The organism is Salinicola sp. NYA28a, from assembly GCF_976982775.1.
On the sequence record NZ_OZ334582.1, the window covers coordinates 2138932 to 2159497 of the forward strand.

The 20566-nt window shown below is 62.2% G+C and carries 25 protein-coding genes; 11 read left to right on the top strand and 14 right to left on the bottom strand.

Annotation, left to right across the window (positions count from 1 at the left end):
• Nucleotide 1 precedes the first annotated feature (1 nt).
• From ACWHY3_RS09730 to flgB, 7 genes are all read right to left on the bottom strand, one after another.
• Complete coding sequence (locus tag ACWHY3_RS09730; protein ID WP_087719518.1) at nt 2-655, bottom strand: flagellar basal body L-ring protein FlgH; 654 nt, start codon at nt 653-655, stop codon at nt 2-4.
• Nucleotides 656-714: 59 nt separating this feature from the next.
• Entirely contained in the window at nt 715-1497 is a 783-nt protein-coding gene (flgG, locus tag ACWHY3_RS09735; RefSeq protein WP_448126421.1) for a flagellar basal-body rod protein FlgG, read from the bottom strand.
• Nucleotides 1498-1565: 68 nt separating this feature from the next.
• Nucleotides 1566-2333, bottom strand: a complete 768-nt coding sequence (locus ACWHY3_RS09740) for a flagellar basal body rod protein FlgF (RefSeq protein WP_303854927.1) — start codon at nt 2331-2333, stop codon at nt 1566-1568.
• Between the two features lie 181 nt (nt 2334-2514).
• Nucleotides 2515-3843 carry a flagellar hook protein FlgE gene (gene flgE, locus ACWHY3_RS09745; RefSeq protein ID WP_448126422.1) on the bottom strand — a complete coding sequence of 443 codons (1329 nt, stop codon included), beginning with the start codon at nt 3841-3843 and terminating at the stop codon, nt 2515-2517.
• Nucleotides 3844-3906: 63 nt separating this feature from the next.
• On the bottom strand, nt 3907-4608 hold the full coding sequence (locus ACWHY3_RS09750; protein ID WP_087719460.1) for a flagellar hook assembly protein FlgD: 702 nt from the start codon (nt 4606-4608) through the stop codon (nt 3907-3909).
• A 29-nt stretch (nt 4609-4637) separates the two neighbouring features.
• A complete protein-coding gene (flgC, locus tag ACWHY3_RS09755) occupies nt 4638-5048 on the bottom strand; it encodes a flagellar basal body rod protein FlgC (RefSeq protein ID WP_087719461.1) in 411 nt (136 codons plus the stop codon).
• A gap of 4 nt (nt 5049-5052) precedes the next feature.
• On the bottom strand, nt 5053-5472 hold the full coding sequence (gene flgB, locus ACWHY3_RS09760) for a flagellar basal body rod protein FlgB (RefSeq protein WP_087719462.1): 420 nt from the start codon (nt 5470-5472) through the stop codon (nt 5053-5055).
• A 216-nt stretch (nt 5473-5688) separates the two neighbouring features.
• On the opposite strand from flgB, the gene flgA reads away from it, so the two are divergent.
• The 3 genes from flgA to ACWHY3_RS09775 all read left to right on the top strand — a co-directional run bounded on the left by flgA (nt 5689) and on the right by ACWHY3_RS09775 (nt 7400).
• On the top strand, nt 5689-6525 hold the full coding sequence (gene flgA / locus ACWHY3_RS09765; protein ID WP_143543274.1) for a flagellar basal body P-ring formation chaperone FlgA: 837 nt from the start codon (nt 5689-5691) through the stop codon (nt 6523-6525).
• A gap of 115 nt (nt 6526-6640) precedes the next feature.
• The gene (flgM, locus tag ACWHY3_RS09770) at nt 6641-6913 is read left to right on the top strand and encodes a flagellar biosynthesis anti-sigma factor FlgM (RefSeq protein WP_218777018.1); all 273 of its coding nucleotides are present in this window, start codon (nt 6641-6643) and stop codon (nt 6911-6913) included.
• A 34-nt stretch (nt 6914-6947) separates the two neighbouring features.
• Nucleotides 6948-7400, top strand: a complete 453-nt coding sequence (locus tag ACWHY3_RS09775) for a flagella synthesis protein FlgN (RefSeq protein ID WP_448126423.1) — start codon at nt 6948-6950, stop codon at nt 7398-7400.
• A 104-nt stretch (nt 7401-7504) separates the two neighbouring features.
• On the opposite strand, the gene ACWHY3_RS09780 is transcribed toward ACWHY3_RS09775, so the two are convergent.
• Both ACWHY3_RS09780 and ACWHY3_RS09785 read right to left on the bottom strand, forming a co-directional pair.
• Nucleotides 7505-7885: a histone-like nucleoid-structuring protein, MvaT/MvaU family gene (locus tag ACWHY3_RS09780; RefSeq protein WP_087719466.1), complete on the bottom strand. Its 381-nt coding sequence runs from the start codon at nt 7883-7885 to the stop codon at nt 7505-7507.
• A 176-nt stretch (nt 7886-8061) separates the two neighbouring features.
• Nucleotides 8062-8388 (bottom strand): hypothetical protein, encoded by a 327-nt coding sequence (locus tag ACWHY3_RS09785; RefSeq protein ID WP_448126424.1) that lies wholly within the window; start codon nt 8386-8388, stop codon nt 8062-8064.
• Between the two features lie 56 nt (nt 8389-8444).
• Between ACWHY3_RS09785 and ACWHY3_RS09790 the strand changes: the two genes are divergently transcribed.
• The 4 genes from ACWHY3_RS09790 (at nt 8445) to ACWHY3_RS09805 (ending at nt 11848) form a co-directional block, all read left to right on the top strand.
• Nucleotides 8445-9347: a diguanylate cyclase domain-containing protein gene (locus ACWHY3_RS09790; RefSeq protein ID WP_448126425.1), complete on the top strand. Its 903-nt coding sequence runs from the start codon at nt 8445-8447 to the stop codon at nt 9345-9347.
• Between the two features lie 166 nt (nt 9348-9513).
• Entirely contained in the window at nt 9514-10146 is a 633-nt protein-coding gene (locus ACWHY3_RS09795; protein WP_448126426.1) for a hypothetical protein, read from the top strand.
• The gene (locus tag ACWHY3_RS09800) at nt 10143-10889 is read left to right on the top strand and encodes a DUF3307 domain-containing protein (RefSeq protein ID WP_448126427.1); all 747 of its coding nucleotides are present in this window, start codon (nt 10143-10145) and stop codon (nt 10887-10889) included. Before ACWHY3_RS09795 ends, ACWHY3_RS09800 begins: the two co-directional genes overlap by 4 nt.
• Nucleotides 10886-11848 (top strand): N-acetylmuramoyl-L-alanine amidase, encoded by a 963-nt coding sequence (locus tag ACWHY3_RS09805; RefSeq protein WP_448126428.1) that lies wholly within the window; start codon nt 10886-10888, stop codon nt 11846-11848. Before ACWHY3_RS09800 ends, ACWHY3_RS09805 begins: the two co-directional genes overlap by 4 nt.
• Here ACWHY3_RS09805 and ACWHY3_RS09810 read toward each other — a convergent pair.
• A complete protein-coding gene (locus ACWHY3_RS09810) occupies nt 11830-12381 on the bottom strand; it encodes a helix-turn-helix domain-containing protein (RefSeq protein WP_448126429.1) in 552 nt (183 codons plus the stop codon). The two genes, ACWHY3_RS09805 and ACWHY3_RS09810, sit on opposite strands and share 19 nt — an antisense overlap.
• A gap of 166 nt (nt 12382-12547) precedes the next feature.
• Here ACWHY3_RS09810 and ACWHY3_RS09815 point away from each other — a divergent pair, with 166 nt between their 5' ends.
• Nucleotides 12548-13738: a benzoate/H(+) symporter BenE family transporter gene (locus ACWHY3_RS09815; protein WP_448126430.1), complete on the top strand. Its 1191-nt coding sequence runs from the start codon at nt 12548-12550 to the stop codon at nt 13736-13738.
• Nucleotides 13739-13788: 50 nt separating this feature from the next.
• Here ACWHY3_RS09815 and ACWHY3_RS09820 read toward each other — a convergent pair whose 3' ends face one another.
• Entirely contained in the window at nt 13789-14208 is a 420-nt protein-coding gene (locus ACWHY3_RS09820) for a hypothetical protein (RefSeq protein ID WP_087719473.1), read from the bottom strand.
• Between the two features lie 173 nt (nt 14209-14381).
• On the bottom strand, nt 14382-14987 hold the full coding sequence (locus tag ACWHY3_RS09825; RefSeq protein WP_087719474.1) for a Yip1 family protein: 606 nt from the start codon (nt 14985-14987) through the stop codon (nt 14382-14384).
• A 325-nt stretch (nt 14988-15312) separates the two neighbouring features.
• Between ACWHY3_RS09825 and ACWHY3_RS09830 the strand changes: the two genes are divergently transcribed.
• Together ACWHY3_RS09830 and ACWHY3_RS09835 are read left to right on the top strand one after the other, a co-directional pair.
• Nucleotides 15313-17022 carry a proline--tRNA ligase gene (locus tag ACWHY3_RS09830; protein WP_448126431.1) on the top strand — a complete coding sequence of 570 codons (1710 nt, stop codon included), beginning with the start codon at nt 15313-15315 and terminating at the stop codon, nt 17020-17022.
• 12 nt (nt 17023-17034) lie between these two features.
• Nucleotides 17035-17667 carry a lytic transglycosylase domain-containing protein gene (locus tag ACWHY3_RS09835; protein WP_256961258.1) on the top strand — a complete coding sequence of 211 codons (633 nt, stop codon included), beginning with the start codon at nt 17035-17037 and terminating at the stop codon, nt 17665-17667.
• 65 nt (nt 17668-17732) lie between these two features.
• Here ACWHY3_RS09835 and ACWHY3_RS09840 read toward each other — a convergent pair whose 3' ends face one another.
• Entirely contained in the window at nt 17733-18248 is a 516-nt protein-coding gene (locus ACWHY3_RS09840) for an FKBP-type peptidyl-prolyl cis-trans isomerase (RefSeq protein WP_448126432.1), read from the bottom strand.
• A gap of 81 nt (nt 18249-18329) precedes the next feature.
• Nucleotides 18330-18866, bottom strand: coding sequence for a transcription/translation regulatory transformer protein RfaH (gene rfaH, locus ACWHY3_RS09845; RefSeq protein ID WP_087719477.1), 537 nt, complete (start codon nt 18864-18866; stop codon nt 18330-18332).
• A gap of 231 nt (nt 18867-19097) precedes the next feature.
• Between rfaH and ACWHY3_RS09850 the strand changes: the two genes are divergently transcribed.
• Nucleotides 19098-20564 (top strand): AmpG family muropeptide MFS transporter, encoded by a 1467-nt coding sequence (locus ACWHY3_RS09850; protein ID WP_448126433.1) that lies wholly within the window; start codon nt 19098-19100, stop codon nt 20562-20564.
• Nucleotides 20565-20566: the final 2 nt, after the last annotated feature.

The window sequence follows — 20566 nt, forward strand, 5'->3', positions numbered from 1 at the left end:
ATCAGAACGGCGAAATGTTGAGGAAGAAGCGCTGCAGCCAACCCATGGTCTGCGCTTCGTTGATATAGCCGTCACCGACATATTCGATACGGGCATCGGCGACCTGCGTCGACTGCACGGTATTGGAACCGCTGATCGCGCGTGGATTGACCACGCCGGAGAACCGAATGTATTCGGTGCCCTGGTTGATCGCGATCTGCTTTTCCCCGCGAACCTTCAGGTTGCCGTTGGCCAGCAGATCATAGACGGTCACGGTGATCGTCCCGGTGAAGGTGTTGTTGGCATTGGCGCCCCCCGAACCGTTGAAGATGTTCTCGCCTTCGAGGTCCATGCCATAGTCGGTCAGGGTATCGAGAGCGTCCGGCACGAGCGTCGGCGTGAAAGTCGCCGAACCGTCTCGTGACGCATTCGCCGCCGAGCTCTTGCTGGCACTGACCTGCTCGTCGAGCACGATGGTGATGATGTCCCCGATCTGACGCGGACGACGGTCCTCGAACAGTGGCTGGAAGCCGAAGCGCGCCTGATAGATCGAGCCGTTGGCCTGCGTCGGCGGTGTCGAAGGGATCTCTACCGGGGACGAATTCTCGACCACGGAATGGCGCGGAATCTGGGCACAGCCGGCCACGATCAGCACCAGACAGAGGCCGGTCAGCATCAACACCCTGCGCCACACCGTGGCCAATTCTGCGGTCAGCAACACGCGCCTTCCCCGGTTTATAGCTGTGTCAGACGCTGGAGCATCTGATCGGATGTTTCGACGGCCTTGCTGTTGATCTCGTAGGCGCGCTGCGTCTCGATCATGCTGACCATCTCTTCCACCACGTTGACGTTGGAGGTCTCGACGTACCCCTGATAGAGCACGCCAGCGCCATCCAGCCCGGGGTTGAGATCGTTACGCGGACCGGAAGCGTCGGTTTCCAGGTACAGGTTCTGGCCGATGCTCTGCAGCCCCGTCGGGTTGATGAACGTGGAGAGCATGATCTGCCCTACCTCGTTGCTCTGGGTCGTCCCCGGCTGCGTCACGGAAACTACGCCATCCTGACTGACGGTGATCGACAGCGCGTTCTGCGGGATCACGATCGGCGGATCGACCGGATAACCGCCGGCGGTCACCAGCTGGCCGTTCTCGTTGACCTGAAAGCTGCCGTCACGGGTGTAGCCCGTGGTGCCGTCCGGCATCTGCACGGCAAAGAAGCCCTTGCCGTTGATCGCGAGATCGCGGGAGTTCTCGGTATTCTGCAGACCGCCCTGGGTGTGCAGCCGCTCGGTGGCGACCGGACGCACGCCCGTACCGACCTGCATGCCGGATGGCAGCGTATCGACCACCGAAGACTGGGCACCGGGCTGACGCACGTTCTGGTACAGCAGATCTTCGAAGACGGCGCGAGACCGCTTGAAACCGTTGGTCGAGACGTTGGCCAGGTTGTTGGAAATCACATCCAGCTTGACCTGCTGCGATTCCAGGCCGGTCTTGGCCGTCCATAAAGACTTGATCATGACAAAACCTCATTGTCGGTAAGCCAGCCAGCGGCCAGCCTCAGCTGGTCAGGGTCAACTGGTCAGGCTCAACTGGTCAGAGAAAGCAGGCTGTTGGCGCGTTGTTCGTTCTCGTCCGCGCTTTCGATCACCTTCATATGCATGTCGTAACGTCGAGCGCTGTCGATCATCGAAATCATGGCGTCGGTGGCGGTGACATTGCTGCCTTCGAGCGCCCCCGGGATCAGCCGCAGGGTATCGTCGGCCGGGATCGGCGCCGCCACGTCCTGCCCCTGGGCCGGTGGCATCCGAAACAGGCCGTCTTCGCCACGCACCAGATTGTCGTTCCCCGGCGCGACCATCTTGAGACGCGCCAACGGCGCGATCGCATCCGGGTTCTGGCCCGGCTCGAGCACGCTGATCGAACCGTCCGGCGCGATCGTCACGTCGCCCCCCAACGGTACGACGATGGCCTGGCCGTTGTCGGAGAGCACCGGATTGCCGAGCGATGTCAGCAGGCCGGTGGAATCGACCTGGAGGTCGCCACGGCGGGTGTAGGCTTCGCCGCCGTTCGGCGACTGCACCGCCAGCCAGGTATCGTCGCCCTGCAGCGCCACATCGAGACTGCGCCCGGTGGTACTGATGGTGCCCGGCGTGAAATCGGCGCCCGGCGTCGTCATCATTGAGGCAACGCGGGTCGGCAGGCGCGCCTCGCCTTCCACCGGCACGGCACGAAACGCCATCAGCTCGCCGCGAAACCCGGGCGTGCTGACGTTGGCCAGATTGTTGTTGACCACCGATTGCTGCGCCATCGTCTGGCTCGCGCCACCGCCGGCGGTGTAGAGAATTCTATCCATGCCCTATGCCTTTCATATCGGCACCTTTCATATCGGCGCCTTTCATATCGGCGCCTTTCGAAACCGTGGCTATCGAAACAGTGCTTGCCGAAATCGTATCTATCGAACCCGGCCTATCGAAGCGGGATCGTTGCCGGCCGACTCGCGACCGGCAACGCCACTGCTGTTGGCGACAGAACTATCAGCGCAGCTGCGCGATCTGGTCCATGACTTCGGACTGGGTACGGATCGAGTTGGTGTTGGCCTGATAGTTGCGCTGCGCAATGATCAGGTTGACCAGCTCCTGCGTCAGATCGACGTTGGAGGCCTCCAACGTTTCGGACTCGATCGAGCCCAGCGTGCCGGTACCTGCAATGCCCAGCAGTTCGTTACCGGAAGCCGCCGTCGCCGCGAACAGGTTGTCGCCGGAAGGCGTCAAACCCTCGGGGTTACGGAAGGTGGCCAGGGCAATCTGGCCCAGATCGACGGTCTTCTCGTTGGCATAATTACCGACGATGGTGCCGTCGTCAGCGAAGCTGATGCCGACCAGTGCGCCGGCGGCATAGCCATCCTGCGCCAGGCTCTTGACAGTGGAGTCACCGGCGAACTGCGTGCTGCCCGCCATGTTGAAAGTAGTCGTGATCGTCTCGACGCCACCGCCCAACTGTCCAGATCCATCGTCAGCAGCAGTAAACGTCAAATCGGGCCAGGTGACCGGATTATCCGTGGCATTCGCGGTAGTACCATCTGCACCGGTAATCTGCGACCACTTGCCGGAAGTGTCGAACACCAGTTGCAACGCCGGGGTCGTCGATGTCAAAACACCGTCAAGCGCCGTGCGTGCATCCCAGGTATTTTCGCCGGTCTTCTGGAAATAGAGCGTCGCATTATGCTGCGCGCCCTGGGAATCGTAGACGGTGAAGCTGGTGGAGTAGTTGTAGGCAACGCCGGTTTGCTGCGCCGTATTCTCGGCATTCTTCGCAGTCAGGTCATTGTAGAGCGTTGCCGTCGAGGTATCGTCAGCGACCGTGGCGGAATCCAGATTGAGCAGAACCTCGATACCGGTGCCGGTGGCGCCCGTCGCGCTGGCCGGCATGTCGGCCGCCGGGATGTTGAGCACGCCCGGCTGGCCGCCGGTAACGACGCCGGAGTTGACGTCGGTGGCGTCTGCCAGCCCGTAACCCATCAGCCGCGCGCCCTGGGCATTTTCCAGGTAGCCGTCCGCGGTCATCGTCAACTGGCCATTACGCGAGTAGCCCACCTGGCCTTCCTGCTGGAAGCGCAGGAAGCCGTCACCGGCGATGGCGATATCCAGATTGCGCCCGGTGGCTTCCAGGCTGCCGCTGCTGAAGTCCTGCAGAATGCCGGAAACCCGGGTACCCAGACCGACGGCGCTGTTGGCGAAGACGTCGGAGAACTGGACCGACCCGCTCTTGAAGCCTTTGGTCTGCGAGTTGGAAATGTTGTTGCCGATGACATCCAACTGCTGGGAAGCGGCGTTGACGCCGCTCAATGCCTGTGAAAAGCCCATGATTCATCCCCTACGTTTATCGGTTGCGTACGCTCAAGCGGTTTCGTGTCGTCAATGCTTTGCTCAGAGAATCTGACGCACTTCCGAGAGCGCCACGGGATCCCGAGCAGGTCCCAAGTCTAGTTGCGGTCCACTGGCACCCTGGATCACGCCATTGACCAGGGCGTAATTCAGGGCTGCCGGTGCGTATGTCTCGTCTCCCACCGTCGCTGTCAGGGAGGCGGTATAGATACTGTCGGTGGAGGCGCTGGAGCCGTCAGCCAACTCGCCATCCCAGTTGAAGCTGTGCACGCCGGCCTCGAGCGGACCGGTGGACAAGCTGTCGATGATCTCGCCGCTGGGGCCGCGAATATCGATCTGCAGATCCTCGACGGCGCTATCCAGATTCACGCCGATCGGCGTCGCGACCACGCCTCCCGTGTCACCGGTCGACCCCACCAGGATCTCGTTGCCCGGCACCATCACGCCCTGGCCGATCAACGCCGTCGCCTGCAGCGCCTGCCCTGCGTCGATCTGGTCGTTGATTCTGGTAAGGCTGTCGTTGAGCTCTTCGATACCACTGACGGTACTGATCTGCGCCAGTTGCGCGGTCATGTCCGAGTTTTCCATCGGACTGGTCGGATCCTGATTCTTCAACTGGGTGACCAGCAGCGTCATGAAGCGATCGTTGAGCTCGCTGCCGGACTCCATTCCCGTGGTGGCGCTGCTGGCGGCCGTGTCATTGATATTGGCTAACGTACTGCTACCGATCACCGGACTGGACATGACATCTCCTTGATGTGGCCCGACACCGATCAGCCTTCGCCGATGGTGAGAGTTTTGGTCATCAGCGTCTTGGCGGTATTCATGACCTCGACGTTGGCTTGGTAAGAGCGGGAGGCTGCGATCATGTCGACCATCTCGTTGACCGGGTCGACATTGGGCATCTGCACGTAGCCCTGATCGTCGGCCAGCGGATGGCCGGGACGGTACTCCATGCGCATCGGCGTGACGTCGTCCTCGACCACGCCGGTAACGCGAACGCCGCCCGTGCCGCCGCCCTGCTGGCTCAGCGCCTGGAACATGACCTGCCTGGCGTGGTAGGGCTCTCCGTCCGGCCCGGCGACGCTATCGGCATTGGCGAGGTTGCTCGCGGTGACGTTCATGCGCTGTGAATTGGCCGACAGCGCCGAACCGGAAATATCGAATACACTGAACATGGACATCGTGTTACTCCGGCTGCATGGCTTTCTTCAGCCCCTGGATCTTGCGGCTGACGAAAGTGACGTCCGCCTGATAGCGGAGCGAGTTGTCGGCAAAGGCCGAGCGCTCCCGATCCATATCGACCGTGTTGCCATCGAGGCTCGGCTGATCGGGAATGCGGTAGAGCAGATCCTGAACGCCCGCCCCGCCGGATGCCTGCCCCGGAATATGCCGTGCGGACGTCCGCGCCAGCGACAGCCCACCGGAGCCCTCGCTGCGCCCCTGCTCCATGACCCGATCCAGTTCCGCGCGAAAATCGAAATCCCGCGCTTTGAAATTGGGCGTATCGGCATTGGCGATGTTGTTGGCCAGTACCTGCTGACGCTCTGCGCGCAGATTGATGGCCTCCTGCTGGAAGCGCAGCGCGTTATCCAACTTGTCGAACATGCCGTGCACCTCGGATGGCGTTCGCTGGAAAATTGACAGGATGGAGAATAGCGGCGGGCGGCGCGATTCAAACCCGTAAACAGACCGTCAATTGCGCGCCATTTTCATCAATGCTCGATGACGGGCACGCCTACAATCGTTTTCCAACGTGGGGGATTGCGTCCACCGACACGCTGTGCCGGGACGCGCTTGGTCCTGGATCCGTGACCTGGATCCGTGACATGGACCCAGCCCCGAGAACAGCCCCACGAGATCCGCGAACAGCCCGAGACCCGTGATATGCGTGCCGATCCGACAGAAGCGTTCCCGCGTACCCGGTTGAAACATCGACCGTCTCGACGGCTCGTGCTCCGAGCCGGCGCCGCCACGCTGATGGCGCTGCTTTTCGCGCTATCGTTGCTGCCGCTTCCTTCGATCGCCCGCGCGGAACCGGCGGGTGAATCCTCCGAGGCCGTCGTCGCCAGCGTGCGGCAGTTCCTCAAGGAGCGCACTGCCCCTCTCGGCGACCAGGTGACGATCGATATTCGGGAAAGCGGTGTCGACCTCGGCGACTGCTCGACACCGCAGCCGTTTCTGCCGCGCCCCGGCGTGCCTCAAGGCCGGGTTACGGTAGGCGTTCATTGCGGCAGCGACGGCAGCCGGACGCGCTATCTGCAGGCCACGGTTTCGGCGATAGTTCGCCACCTGGTCGCACTCCAGCCGATTGATCCCGGTCAACGGATCGATGCGACGATGCTGGATTGGCAGGAGGCGGATATTTCCCGCCTGCGCCGCGGCTACCTCGATGATCTCGACCAGGCGGTCGGCAGGGTTGCCACGCGACGCATCCCGACCGGAGCAACGCTGACCGACAACATGATCAGAAAGCCGTGGATGGTGAAACGCGGTGATACGGTCGTACTGACCGCCGTGGGCCAGGGGTTTCGCATCAGTCGCAGCGTCGAGGCGCTGGATAACGGTGAATTAGGCAGCACCATTCGCCTCAAGACGGAGGATGATCAGATTCTACAGGGAAGAGTGACGGGACAGGATCGGCTGCGCGTCGACCTGTGAGCCGTCCAGATAATTTTTTTAACAAATCTCTGTTCGAATTTCGTTCAGCTTCCGCTGGCCTTGCCGATAACGTAAGCAAGTACGTGATTGTGCATCCAGCCATGAGGTAATGACCTTGAAAATCGATCAAACGCAACCGCTGACTCGCCCGCCCCAGAACGAGGCCGCCGAGCAGCGCAAAAGCGCGGAGTCGCTGGGAGCCGCCAAGACGACGGCCGGCTCCAGGACAACGTTGAGCCAGATCCCGAGGGGCGACGAGAGCGGAGATATCGATACTGCCCGTGTCAACGATATCCGCCAGGCGATCTCCGAAGGCCGGCTCGAACTCGATACCAGCAAGATCGCGGACGGTCTGGTCCAGAGCGTTCGCAATATGTTGGGTGAATAATCCCTGACTTCAGGTCCAGTTTCAGGAATTCTGCATGACGCCAGCTGAATTGATTGCCGAACAACAGACCCTGTTGCAAGCGCTCGCGGAAACACTCGATGCGGAGGCCAGCTGTCTCGGTGCCGGCAGGGCCGATGGAGAGCGTCTCGGTGAATTGGCCACGCTCAAGCAACAGCAGCTGAATGACCTCGACCGGATCGAGAGTCTCCGGCGAGAGCATCAGCAATCGCAAGGATTCGGCATGGGAAGTCGGGGCGCGGAGCAGTTTGCCCTGTCACTGGACAAGCATGAAACCTGGCAGCGGATTCGAGAACTGGCAGAGCAGGTCCGTCGGACCAATCGCCTCAATGGCCACATCATCTCCACGCGGCTGGAGCACAATCAACAGGCCATCGATTTTCTGAACCGCGCCATCGGGGGCAGCGTCTACGGACCCAAGGGCGAGTCTCGTCACAGCGGTTTTGGCGGTATCAGCTCCAAGGCTTGAGATTCGCTTGCGGTTCGAGAGCCGCTAAATACGAAACCCTCCGCCGTTGTATCTCGGCGGAGGGTTCTGTTTTTTGGCCAAGCGCATGAAGAAGAAAAAGGCGCTTAGTCTTCCGTTCTGACGACCCAGGACTCGACGGCATCGCTACCGTGTTCGTCTTTCCAAGCCTTCAAGGTCTTGTGATTGCCGCCGCGCGTTTCGACGACCTCCCCGGTGTTGGGGTTCTTGTAAATCTTGAGCTTGCGCTTGCGGCGGCTACCGGTCGATCCGGTTTGCGCAGCCGCGGGCTGAGCGTTGTCAGATTTCGGGTTCAACAATTCGATGACGTCACGCGTCGTCTTGCCATACTCCGCCATCAGAGCTTCGAGCTTCTCCTTGAACTCGAGCTCGGACTTCAGACGTTGATCACCCTCCATTCGCTTCAGCTCTTCTTCAAGCTGCTTCAGGAGCTGTTCTTTCTTGACGTAATCGCTAAGTAGAGACATTCGTTGGTCCGTTGCGGATTGGTTTAAGCGTGGACATTATTGCGGATATTTAAAAACTTTCAAGTCTTGCCGAAATGTTTTTTAAAGCGAAACGATTACCAGTATTTATTTAACCAATGGGTCGTTAATGACTTAGCGTAATATCTACCCCCGGCATCGCAAAGTTGGCGCTTCTTCTATCGGTCATCGATCTTGCTATTTACTTCATCCCATTCCCGCTTTGCAAGGGGAAAACGCCCCGGATAAAACCACCACCATTGTGGTGTCTGGACGGCATTATCAGGGGACATGGAATCAGAGAATTCTCGATCAGCAAATATTGATGGATAAGAACGTTCTAAATCAATGATATCTAATTGGTTATGCGTATCTTGAGTGAGATACAATTTCCTCCCCCCTGCCGTCGCTATTGAACGGAAGACTCGATTCACTTCAGGCTCCATACGAATGGATTCGATTTCCGGCTGTCTGACGACGCCAGGCGTTTTCGATGACCAGGACATCGGTTCAGGACATGACAAAAAAGAAAAGTCGCTTATCGACCCGTACGATAGTGGAATTGGCTGGAATCTGGCTGGGCTCCTCGCTGTTGATGCTGGGCGCCGCTTGGCTGGTTAGCGCCGGCGGGCCATTCATGATTGCCATGCTGGCCAGCCTCGTCAGTGGGCTGTCGGGCCTGGTTGCCAGTCTCTGGCTGCTTAATCGTCGACTACTGGCCCCGGTCAGGCGGCTAGCGGATCACGTGCGTTTTGCGCATGAATTCCGCGACATGCCGCAGCAGGTGCCCTTCGATCTCTCCCGCCGCTCCGACGCCGTGGGCTTGCTGACGCAGAATTTGCAAAAACTGATCGAAGAGTCGAGAAGCGACCATGCCGCTCTGCTGGAACAGACGCTGAACGATCCACTGACCGGGCTCGGCAACCGGCGCATGCTGGAAAGCCAACTCGACGTGCTCGTTCCTCTCAGCCGCCGCCTGAGCTGCACGATGTCGGCAATGATGATCGATGTCGATCATTTCAAGGCATTCAATGATCACTACGGCCACCCGGCCGGTGATGCATGCCTCGTGGATATTGCCAGCGTGCTGAAGGACACCTTCCGTCGAGAAACCGATGTGGTGGTACGCCTGGGTGGCGAAGAGTTCCTGGTGCTGCTGATCAATACCGGCAAGGATGAAGCCTGGGCACTGGCCGATGCCATGCGCGCCATGATTCAGGCGCTGGGCATTCCTCACGAATTTTCGTCGGTCGCTTCCGTCGTCACCGTCAGCGTCGGCGTGGTCACCAGCCCCCATGGTTTGCTGGTCGACATCGATGACATGATCGCCCATGCCGACGAGGCGCTTTACGACTGCAAGGCCCGGGGCAGAAACCAGGTGGCATCCAGGCTGATGGGGGCCGACACCGCGCCACAGGCACCTCAGCCGTCCACCAAATCCACGCATGACCCTTCGAGACAATAATCTTTACAGTAGAATACTGGATATAAATACAGCTTTTCTTTACCTTGTCCTCATCGACGCTACCGACACCGCCATTGCGGCTATAGCTATATTTGCGCATAAACGCAGAAATAGCTTTTTTAAGCTATAGTCCAAACCGTATGGACGGCTATCGATGAGGGTTCTCATGTCAGCGATTGGCGTGCTCAGCGGGGATATCGTCGCGTCGCGCGACATCAGCGACAAGCGCAAGCTCCGGCAGGCAATAGATGCCGGTATCGAACGTCTCGGACAGTCACTGGGCGCCGTGGGTACCCGGTTTCGGGGGGATGCGTTTCAGGTAGCGATCCCCGAGGCGCGGGATTCGCTCGCCGCCGCCGTGATCATGCGCGCCAGCCTGATCGAGCACTCCCCTTCCAGACAGCAGATGTGGGACGCACGAGTCGCTGTCGGTATCGGCGAGGGCACGGTGCCCACGCTCGATAATTTCATCGATGCCGATGGCGAAGCGTTCATACGTTCCGGGCAGGGGCTGGATGCGTTGAGCCAGGGCGATCGACGTCTGGGGCTGTTTCTGGCGACACCGCAACCCGAACTGGACCTGCTGATCCGATTTGCCGATGACATCGTCAGCCACTGGAGCCATAACGCCGCGGAAGTGGTTCGCTTCAACCTGACGACCGATCATTCGCAAAGCGAACTTGCCCGACGCCTGGGTCGCTCCCAACCGACGATCAACCGGCGCCTGAGTGCCGCACGCTGGCCGCTGATCCGTGACTTTCTGGTATTCAGCCGGCAGCGCCTGGAGACACTGACATGAACGAGACGAGTCTGTCGCTGCTGTTGGCGTTGCTGCTGTCGCACACCATCGCCGATTTTCTGTTGCAGAGCGATACCTGGGCAGCTCGGAAACAGCAGCACCATTTCCGCACGCTATCGCTTTATTGGCACGTCGGCATTCACATGTCGTTGAGCCTCGCCGTGTTGCTCGCTTTCGGTACCGGCGTGCACGGCGCACTGATCGCCACCTCGGGAATCGGCGCATCCCACTGGCTGATCGATACGCTGAAGAGCTACACCCCGGCGCACCGGGTTCGCTTTTTCCTTCTCGACCAGTTTCTGCACCTGCTGATACTGGGACTCGTCTGGTGGTGGGTCGTGGACGGCGACATCGCCTTGTTGCCGATCGAGCTGGCGCTGTTGTGGCAACCCCGGACGCTGCTCGTCGCACTGGCTTATCTGGTGGTCCTGCGCCCCGCGTCGATACTGATCGCGCTGATCATGCGGCGCTGGAGCGAAGGCGTCGACACTCGCGGCACGCTGGCCGATGCAGGCGCCCGGATCGGCATGCTCGAGCGCTTTCTCATTCTGACCTTCGTTCTCAGCCATCAGATGGCCGCTATCGGCTTCCTGCTGACCGCCAAATCGGTGCTTCGCTTCGGCGATCTCTACGAAGACCGCGATCGCAAGCTGACCGAGTACGTACTGCTTGGCACCATGTTGAGTTTCTCGATCACGCTTACCCTGGGTCTGTTGACCCGTTATCTGCTGGGTGTGCTATGAAGCCTCAACGACAGGATCATCCGCGTGGCATCGGGAGCCTGCTGGCCGGCTGGTTACTGCTGACGATACTGGCCGGCTGTACCGGCTCGCCGACGATGGAGACCCGAGACGGTTATATCGCCGACCGCGCGCATCGCTCCGATGCCTACAATCAGCGCATCCGTTATCTGATTCTGCATTACACCGACTCAGAGGCGTCCCGGGCGATGCGCACCCTGCTTGGGCCCGATGTCAGCTCGCATTACCTGGTGCCCCGCACCCCGCCCATGCCGGATGATCTGCCACAGATATGGCAACTGGTCGACGAGAAAGACCGCGCCTGGCATGCCGGTGTCAGCGCCTGGGAAGATCGTACCCAGCTCAACGATACCTCCATCGGCGTGGAGATCGTCAATCGCGGCCCGCAGGACACGGCGACCGGCCGCCGCTGGGAGCCCTTTCCCGAGGCCCAGATCCGTGCGGTCATCGCGTTGGCGCAGGACATCGTTCACCGCTATCGCCTGCCGCCGACCGCCATCCTGGGGCACTCGGACATCGCGCCATCGCGCAAGATCGACCCCGGCCCGCGCTTCCCCTGGAAACGCCTCCATGACGCCGGCGTCGGCGCCTGGCCGAGAGACGAGGATGTCGTCAGCTATCGTCATCGATTCGCCCAGTGCTCGCCCTCGATCATGCAATATCAACGGGCGCTGAGCGCGTACGGTTATTCCCTGACGGCGACGGGGGAGATCGACGGCAAGACACGGGACGTGACGCGCGTCTTCCAGATGCACTTCCGCCCGGCCAGTTATTCAGGCCAGCCGGACCAAGAGACGGCAATGATTCTCTGGGCGCTGCTCGCCCGTTACCGGCCGCAGGCGCTGCTGGATATCACTCTGGCCGAACCCGCAGGCTGCAGGAAGCCGGAAAAAGGCAATCCATTCACGCCCGAGACGGTGCTTCAGCCGTTGAAGGGATAGTGAATCAGATCGTGGATTTTCGCCGGCTCCGGGTGACGGTTGCGGTAAGCGTGGGGCTGATCCGCGGAAAACCGGATCGCATCGCCAGCGGATAATGTCTGCCAGCCATCGTCGATGAAGAGCTCCATCCGCCCTTCCAGCACGACCAGATGCTCCACCACCCCGGCGGCGTGGGGGGCGGACTCGCTCAAGGTATCCTGGGACAGCTCGATCGCGAACATCTCGAACCCCAGAACCGGATCGAACGCAAACAGCGGGGTCACGATCATCCCCGAAGCATCGTGATGGCGAGGCATCGCATTCAGTCGCTGCAGCGCGACGCCCTCGGGCACCAGGAATCGCGATAGCGGTACCTGCAGGCCACTGGCGATCTTCCAGAGCGTGGAGATGGTCGGCGTCGACTCCCCCCGCTCGATCTGCCCCAGCATCGCCTTGCTCACCCCGCAGATATCCGCCGTCCGGGATAGGCTCCAACCACGCTCGGCGCGCCGCTTTTTCATGTACCGGCCGATCGCCGAGACATCCGCGTCCATCTCTCCTCCGCTCGTTTTCCATCATCGCCCGGATTTCGAGCCGTGCCCGACTCTCTTCAGAGCGGCTATCGTACTCGCTCGATTGTGCGTGCGCTATAGCGCACGTTGCCGGGGTCGGGCGATGTGCGTTATAACGCACACTCTACTGATCATAAGGAACGCGTTCATGGCACCTCCATCGGCCGACCACCGGCACGCCACGAGGGTAACGGCCTCCCACGTCACAGCGGGATTCGTCGCGGTCCTCGTCGGCTATACGAGCTCAGCGGCCATCATCTTTCAGGCGGCCGCGGCAGCCGGCGCGACACCGGCCCAGATCGGCGGCTGGCTGAGCGCGCTGGGGCTGGCCATGGGCGTCACCTCGATCGGCTTGTCGCTACGCTATCGACAGCCGATTCTGACGGCGTGGTCGACGCCGGGCGCCGCGCTCCTGGCCGTCAGCCTTCCCGACCTGCCGCTGAGCGAGGCGATCGGCATCTTCGTCTTCAGCGCCGTGCTGATCCTGATCTGCGGCATCACCGGCTGGTTCGCCAGGTTGATGCAGATCATTCCGCAATCCATCGCCGCGGCCATGCTGGCGGGGGTGCTTCTGCGCTTCGGCCTGGACGCCTTCGGCTCGCTGAACGGCGACTTCGTGCTGGTGTCGTCGATGTTCCTGATCTATCTCGCCGCCAAGCGCTGGCTACCGCGCTACGCCATCGTGCTGGTGCTGCTGGCAGGGCTCGGCGTTGCGGGGCTGCTGGGCGAAATCGATACACGGCAGGCGCAACTGATCGTCAGCGTACCCCATTGGATCTGGCCGACCTTCTCGCTGTCGAGCCTGATCGGCGTGGGAATCCCGCTGTTCGTGGTGACAATGGCCTCGCAGAACGCGCCTGGCGTGGCAACGCTGCGTGCCGCAGGTTACGACACACCGATTTCTCCCTTGATGATCTGGACGGGGCTGGCCACCCTCGTCCTGGCGCCTTTCGGTGCTTTCAGCGTCTGCCTGGCCGCGATTACCGCCGCGGTCTGCATGGGGCCGGATGTCGACCCCGATGCCGACCGACGCTATCCGGCAGCGATCTGTGCAGGGGGCTTCTATTTGCTGGCGGGTCTTTTCGGCGGTTCGATCGGCACGCTGTTCGATGCCCTGCCCCAGTCGCTGGTGCTGGCGATCGCCGGGCTGGCGCTGCTCTCGACCATCGGCGGCAGCCTTCATCGCGCCCTGTTGGAGCCCCATCAACGCGAACCGGCACTGATCACTTTCCTGGTTACCGGTTCCGGCGTGACGCTGTTCGGAGTCGGCGCTGCCTTCTGGGGCCTGGTAGCCGGCATGCTGGCGCTGCTCGTGGCGCCGAAATCGCGACCGGCCTGATTCGGAAGCCGTTTAGGTAGTCGAGAGCCGTTCAGGTAGCCGGGAGCGATTCATATAGGCGGCACTGCGGGGCCGAATTCGATTCTCGACACCGCCTGATCCAGCGTCGCGACCTGCTCGACGATGGGCGCTTGCGACTCTGCAGCGAGATCGTGACCGGTACGTGTCTCGATCATCGAGGCCAGCGAGTCGGCGCTCAAGCGGCCCTCGTAATGAACGCGATCGATCGAGGCCTCGTGGGAGCCCGGGAGATAGATGGTGTTGTTGGAAAAATCCACGGCATAGGCGATCACGCCCGGCACGATGAACAACAGCAGACCCAGCCCGTCGGCAATCGCCACGCCAGGGTCGATACGCCCCTGAAGCTGTCCCTTGCGCTCGGGATAGAAGAGCGTGCCGCAGCCGGTCAGCGGCAGAATCAGGCCGATCACGACAGCGCCAGCGATCAGGCGTCGAAACGGAGGTTGCATCGCGGAAATCCCAGTGACGGAGAGGTAACGCGGAGTAACCTAATCCATAGAGCCGGGTCGCGTCCAGATGCTGCCAGCTCCCAAAACGACGCCCGCCATACAGGCGGGCGTCGCGTGTCGAGAGAAACCGTGGAAGTCAGGCGGGCGTCGCGTGTCGAGAGAAACCGTGGAAGTCAGACCAGCGAGGCGCCGTAACCCCACAGCAGCACGGTGATCGCCAGCAGCGCCTCGAGCACGAGAACGCCGATCGCCAGCGCCGCACTCGAGGCACGCATGCCCTCGTGCTGGTCGATGCCCAGGAAGGATGGCAGGCCCGCATAGACGAGATAGACCGTGTAACAGAGCCCTGCGATGCCGGCCAGCAGGCACAGCCATATCAGCGGATAGAGCGCGACCACGCCGCTCAGGAACATCGGCGTTGCCATGTAACCAGCGAACACGACGCAATGACTGAGATCCGGTCGCTCCGGGTAGCGACGCGCCAGCCAGTGAATCACGTTGCCCATCAGCCAGACGGCGCCCAGGATCAGCGCATAGAAGATGATCGCCAGCAGTACCGCGGTTGCAGGCGCGACAGTGACGGTCTTCGCCAATCCGTCTTTGGTCGTGCCGAAATGCCAGCCCACCAGCGTGGTACCGATGAAGGCGCAGACCACCGGAATGGCAGCCATCACCAACACATGGGAGCCGTAAAAGTGCGATACGGTTTCGTTTTCGCCGCGGATCTGCTGCCACTCGCGATTGGGATGCGTAAGCAGTCCCCAGACGTGATGAATCATGACACACCTCCCTCCGGCGCGGGCCGCCAACGACGGATTTCCGATGGTGTCCTGTTCCGCTCGCCTCCCCGACGATGCCGGATGCGGCCCTCACCCTCACTATAGGAAAGATCAGCAGAGTGGAAAGGCCAATCTCGGTGCCTGTTGCAGACCGCCAGCCGGCAGGCGCTGTGCCATGGTGCCCGCGGGAGGTTTTTACCGCTCGCCCTTCCCCGTCCGCTGCTCGCATCTCTATACTGGCGACCCTACGAACGACCGCAGATCACGTCATATCGAGCATATGCCGCGTTCCGCTTACGCTGATGAATACAGGAAAGAACACCCAATGCGTGCCAGCCAATTACAGATCTCGACCCTCAAGGAAACGCCGGCGGACGCGGAAATCGTCAGTCACCAGCTGATGCTGCGTGCCGGCATGATCCGCCGTCTGACATCGGGGCTCTACACCTGGTTGCCGGTGGGCGTGAGAACGCTGCGCAAGGTCGAGCGTATCGTCCGCGAGGAGATGGATCGCGCCGGCGCGCAGGAAGTGCTGATGCCGGCGGTACAGCCCGCCGAGCTGTGGCAGGAGTCCGGCCGCTGGGACGAGTACGGTCCGGAATTGCTGCGACTCAAGGATCGTCATCAGCGCGACTACTGCGTCGGTCCTACCCATGAAGAGGTCATCACCGACCTGGTACGGCGCGAGATCAGCAGCTACAAGCAACTGCCGACCAACTTCTATCAGATCCAGACCAAATTCCGCGACGAGATCCGCCCCCGCTTCGGCGTGATGCGCTCGCGCGAGTTCATCATGAAGGACGCCTACTCGTTCGACAGCGACGAGGCCGGTCTCAAGGCGTCCTATCAGCGCATGTACGACGCCTACGTGCGGATCTTCACCCGGCTGGGGCTCGATTTCCGCCCGGTACTCGCCGACAACGGCTCCATCGGCGGCACCGGCTCGCATGAATTCCACGTGCTGGCCGACTCCGGCGAAGATGCCGTGGTCTTTTCCACCGGCTCCGACTACGCCGCCAATATCGAGAAGGCCGAGGCGCTGCCGCCCAAGGGCGCCGAGCGTGCCGCACCGCAGGAAACCATGCGCCAGGTGCCCACGCCGGGCGTGCGCACCATCGCCGCGCTGGTCGAAGGCTTCGATCTGCCGATCGAGAAGACCGTCAAGACGCTGATCGTTCATGCCGCCGACGGCGGGCTGATCGCGCTGATGGTACGCGGCGATCACCAGCTCAACGAGATCAAGGCCGAGAACCTCGACGCCGTCGCAGCGCCGCTGACCATGGCCAGCGAAGAGGAAATTCGTGCCGCTATCGGCGCCGGCCCCGGCTCGCTGGGTCCGGTGGATCTGCCGCTGCCGCTGATCATCGATCACAGCGTTGCGCTGATGAGCGACTTCGGCGCCGGCGCCAACGTCGACGATCACCACCTGTTCGGCATCAACTGGGAGCGCGACCTGCCGCTGCCGCAGGTCGCCGATCTGCGCAACGTGGTCGAGGGCGACCCGTCGCCGGACGGCCAGGGCACGCTGTCGATCACCCGCGGGATCGAGGTCGGCCACGTCTTCCAGCTCGGACAGAAGTACTCCAAGGCGATGAACGCCACGGTACTCGATGATAACGGCCAGCCGACGACGGTCTGGATGGGTTGTTACGGTATCGGCATCACCCGCGTGGTGGCCGCAGCCATCGAGCAGAACCACGACGCCGGCGGCATCATCTGGCCCGACGCCATTGCTCCGTTCCAGTTGGCGATCGTGCCGATGAACGCCCACAAGTCGGACCGGGTTCGCGAGACCGCCGACAAGCTCTATCAGGAGCTGACGGACGCCGGCATCGACGTGCTGCTGGATGACCGCGACCTGCGCCCCGGCGTCAAGTTCGCCGACCAGGAGCTGATGGGCATTCCCCATCGTCTGGTGATCGGCGACCGCGGTCTCGACAAGGGCGAGCTGGAGTACAAAGGCCGCCGCGACAGCGAAGTCACCATGGTCGCGCTGGACGAACTTCGCGCATTCCTGGACGCCCGGTTCGCCTGATCGGGCGGGATCGTGCCGGCGCGACTCACCGCGACACTGACGACGGCGAGCTGGCTCGTCGTCGCCAGCCTGTTCTCGGCTGGCGTGACGCTGGCCCAGACGAATGCGCCGCCCGCCGGCAGCCCGAGCGAGCCGCCATCCCCCGCGCTGCTGAGATCGCTGTCGCGGGTCATGGCGGCGCCGGACGGCTTCGAGGATGCTTTCGATGCCCAGGTGTGGCTGCTGGACATGCAATCCCGCCTGGCCCGACGCCAGCCCGAAGCCTATCCGTCACGCCATGACCGCCTGGCTCTGCTGGAGCGCATTCATGCCGAAGCGCGGCGTGCCCAGCTGCCGCCCGAACTGGTCCTGGCGCTGATCGATGTGGAGAGCCGCTTTCGACCGAGCGCGGTCTCGTCGGCCGGCGCGCTGGGGCTGATGCAGGTCATGCCGTTCTGGAAAGCCGAGATCGGCCGTCCGCAGGACGATCTGCACGATATCGATACCAATCTGCGCTACGGCTGTACCATCCTCGCTCACTATCTGGCACGCGAACATGGCGACTGGACCCAGGCTCTGGCTCGCTACAACGGCAGCCTGGGCCGCACGGTCTATCCCGAACGGGTCATGCAGGCCTGGTTCACGCGCTGGTGGGTGGATCGCTGAGAACCCGTTCACAATCTGCTGCGCGTCGGCGGCAAGCCCCTTCACGACATACTAGCCACGACATACTAGCGTTTGCGGTCCTCGACTTCGGTATGTGAGGTTCCCGGCGGTAGCGGATGCCCCTTGGCCAGTTCGGCCCGCGTCGCCTCGCGTACCTCGAGAATCTCGATCTCGTAGGTCAGCGTCTCGCCGGCCAGCGGATGATTGGCGTCCACGGCGACCTGCGCCTCGTCGACCTCGACGACCGTCACCGTTCGCGGGCCGTCCGGCCCCTGCGCCTGGAAGCGCTGACCGGCCTGCAATACCTGGTCTTTCGGGAAAGCCGTTCGCGGGCTGACGCTGACCAGCGCTTCGTCGCGCTCGCCGTAGGTATCCACCGGCGTCAGGGTGACGCGCAGTTGCTCGCCCGCCCGGCGCTTAACCAGTGCCGCTTCCAGCGCCGGGAACAGATTGTCGTGCCCGTGCAGATATTCCAGCGGCTGCTGGCGTGCCCGGGAATCGTCGAGGGTGCGGCCTTGCTCGTCCGCGAGAACATAGTGCAGGGACGCAACGAGAGACGGTGCGATGGCGAACTGGCTCATGATGACTCCAGGATGACGATGGGAATTCTTGGTGGATGAGGGACGATGCCAGCTTGCCGGAAGGTCGATGAATCCGAACAGCTAGGAGGAGTGCTTGCGCAGGGCATCGACAGGCACTTCGAGGCGCTGGGTCTGCTGCAGCAGGTTGAGCAGCACGATGGCGCGCTCTTCACCCTTCTGCGCCTCGAACACGGCCTGCAGGGCGCGAAACGGCCCGTCGGTGATCTCGACGATATCGCCCTGGCGATAGTAGACATTGGCACGGTCGCGGCTGGCGTCGGCACTGACGCGATCGCGCAGGGTATCGATTAGCGCATCCTGCACGAACACCGGCTCCTGGCCGAAACCGACCAGCCGCAGAACGCCCCGCGTGGAGCGAATCGGCCGCCAGTTGCTGGCAACGCGATCGAGACGGATGAACAGGTAATGCGGAAACAGCGGCTCGGCAACCCAGGTCAGCTTGCCACGCCGGCGCTTCTGCACCTCGAGCACCGGGTGGAACACTTCGTAGCCCTGGTTGTCGAGATGTTCACTGGCACGAAACGACTCGCCGCCCTTGCACTGGATCACATACCAGCGTGGCAACGACTCGCCGTCCTGCGTCGACTCACTGGTCATCGGTATACCTTCCCTGATCGCCGCCACTGATCACGACCTCTGGTCATGACCATTAATCATGACCTTTTAAAAAGACAATCCCTGTCATCGCCCGTTTCGACGAGGCAGAATCACGCGTTATCGCGAGATCGCCAGCGTGGCATTCGGGCCAGACGCGACAGGCCATCTAGCGTACCATTTTCGATCCGACACGTCCGCCCGCGGCGTGCCGATCCGGTTCTGGGAGGTTGCATGCAACGCGAGCCACGTGACTGGCTGACATCCTTGCGCGTCTACCTGCGGGCGCCGGTGGTGACCCTGCTGTTCCTGGGGTTTTCCGCCGGGCTACCCTATCTGCTGGTGTTCTCGACGCTCACCGCCTGGCTCGAGGATAGCGGTGTCGAAGTCGCCGCCATCGGCTTTTTCAGTTGGGTGGGGCTGCTCTATTCGATCAAGCTGTTCTGGGCGCCGATCGTCGACCGGGTGAGGCTGCCGCTGGTCGGGCGCTGGCTGGGCCAGCGCCGCAGCTGGATGCTGCTGGGGCAGACGCTAATCGCCGCCGGCCTGCTGGGACTGTCCGGGCTCGACCCCGCCGGCCACCTTCCGCTGGTGGCGGCCTTCGCCCTGCTCACCGCCTTCGGCGCGGCGACCCAGGACATCGTCATCGACGCCTACCGTATCGAATCCGGCGAAGCGGCAATCCAGGCCGCCATGGCCTCGACCTACATCATCGGCTATCGCATCGGTATCGTGATGGCGGGGGCCGGTGCGCTCTACATCGCCGACGCCGCGTCCTGGGCGGTCGCCTATCTGAGCATGGCCGCGCTGGTCGGCATCGGCATGTTCACCGTGCTGGTACGCCCCGAACCGCCGCGCCCGCAGAGCCTCGCCGTGGTGCTGTTCCATCCCCGGGTGAAGCGCTTTCTCCGCCGCAGCGCGAACCGCCCCGGCTGGCAGCGTCAGACCGGTGTCTGGCTGATCGCGGCGGTCGTCTGCCCGATCAGTGACTTCTTCCAGCGCTATGGCCGCCTGGCGCTGTGGCTGCTGATCTTCATCGGCATCTACCGCATCAGCGACATCTCGATGGCGGCGATGGCCAATCCGCTCTATCTGAGCCTGGGCTTCACCAAGAGCGACATCGCCAGCGTCACCAAGGTGTTTGGCGTGCTGATGACCATCGTCGGTGGCGTTCTCGGCGGGCTGCTGGTGGTCCGTTATGGTCTGGGCCGGATGCTGATCGTCGGCGCGCTGGCCGTGGCACTGACCAATCTGCTGTTTGTGCTGCTCGCTACCGGCGGCGACAGCCTGCCGCTGCTGATCGTGGCCATCACCGGCGACAACCTGGCCAACGGCCTCGCCAGCACGGTGTTCATCGCCTTCCTGTCGAGCCTGACCTCCCGTACCTACACCGCTACCCAGTACGCGCTGTTTTCTTCGCTGATGACCCTGCCAGGCAAGTTCATCGGCGGCTTCTCCGGCGTGGTCGTGTCCGATGTCGGCTATGCCAGCTTCTTCGGGATCGTCTGCCTGCTCGGCCTGCCGGCCGTGGCGCTGGCGTGGTGGCTGAGCCGCCGGCTGCCGACGCTCGATACCAATAGTGACGGCGACCAAGCGGCCGATGAGGCGGGAACGGCCTCGAAAACCCAAGAACGGGACGACGGACGGAAAAACGGACAGAAAAACGGGCGGGAAGACGGCGAGCCCGCCAGCACGCGCTGACT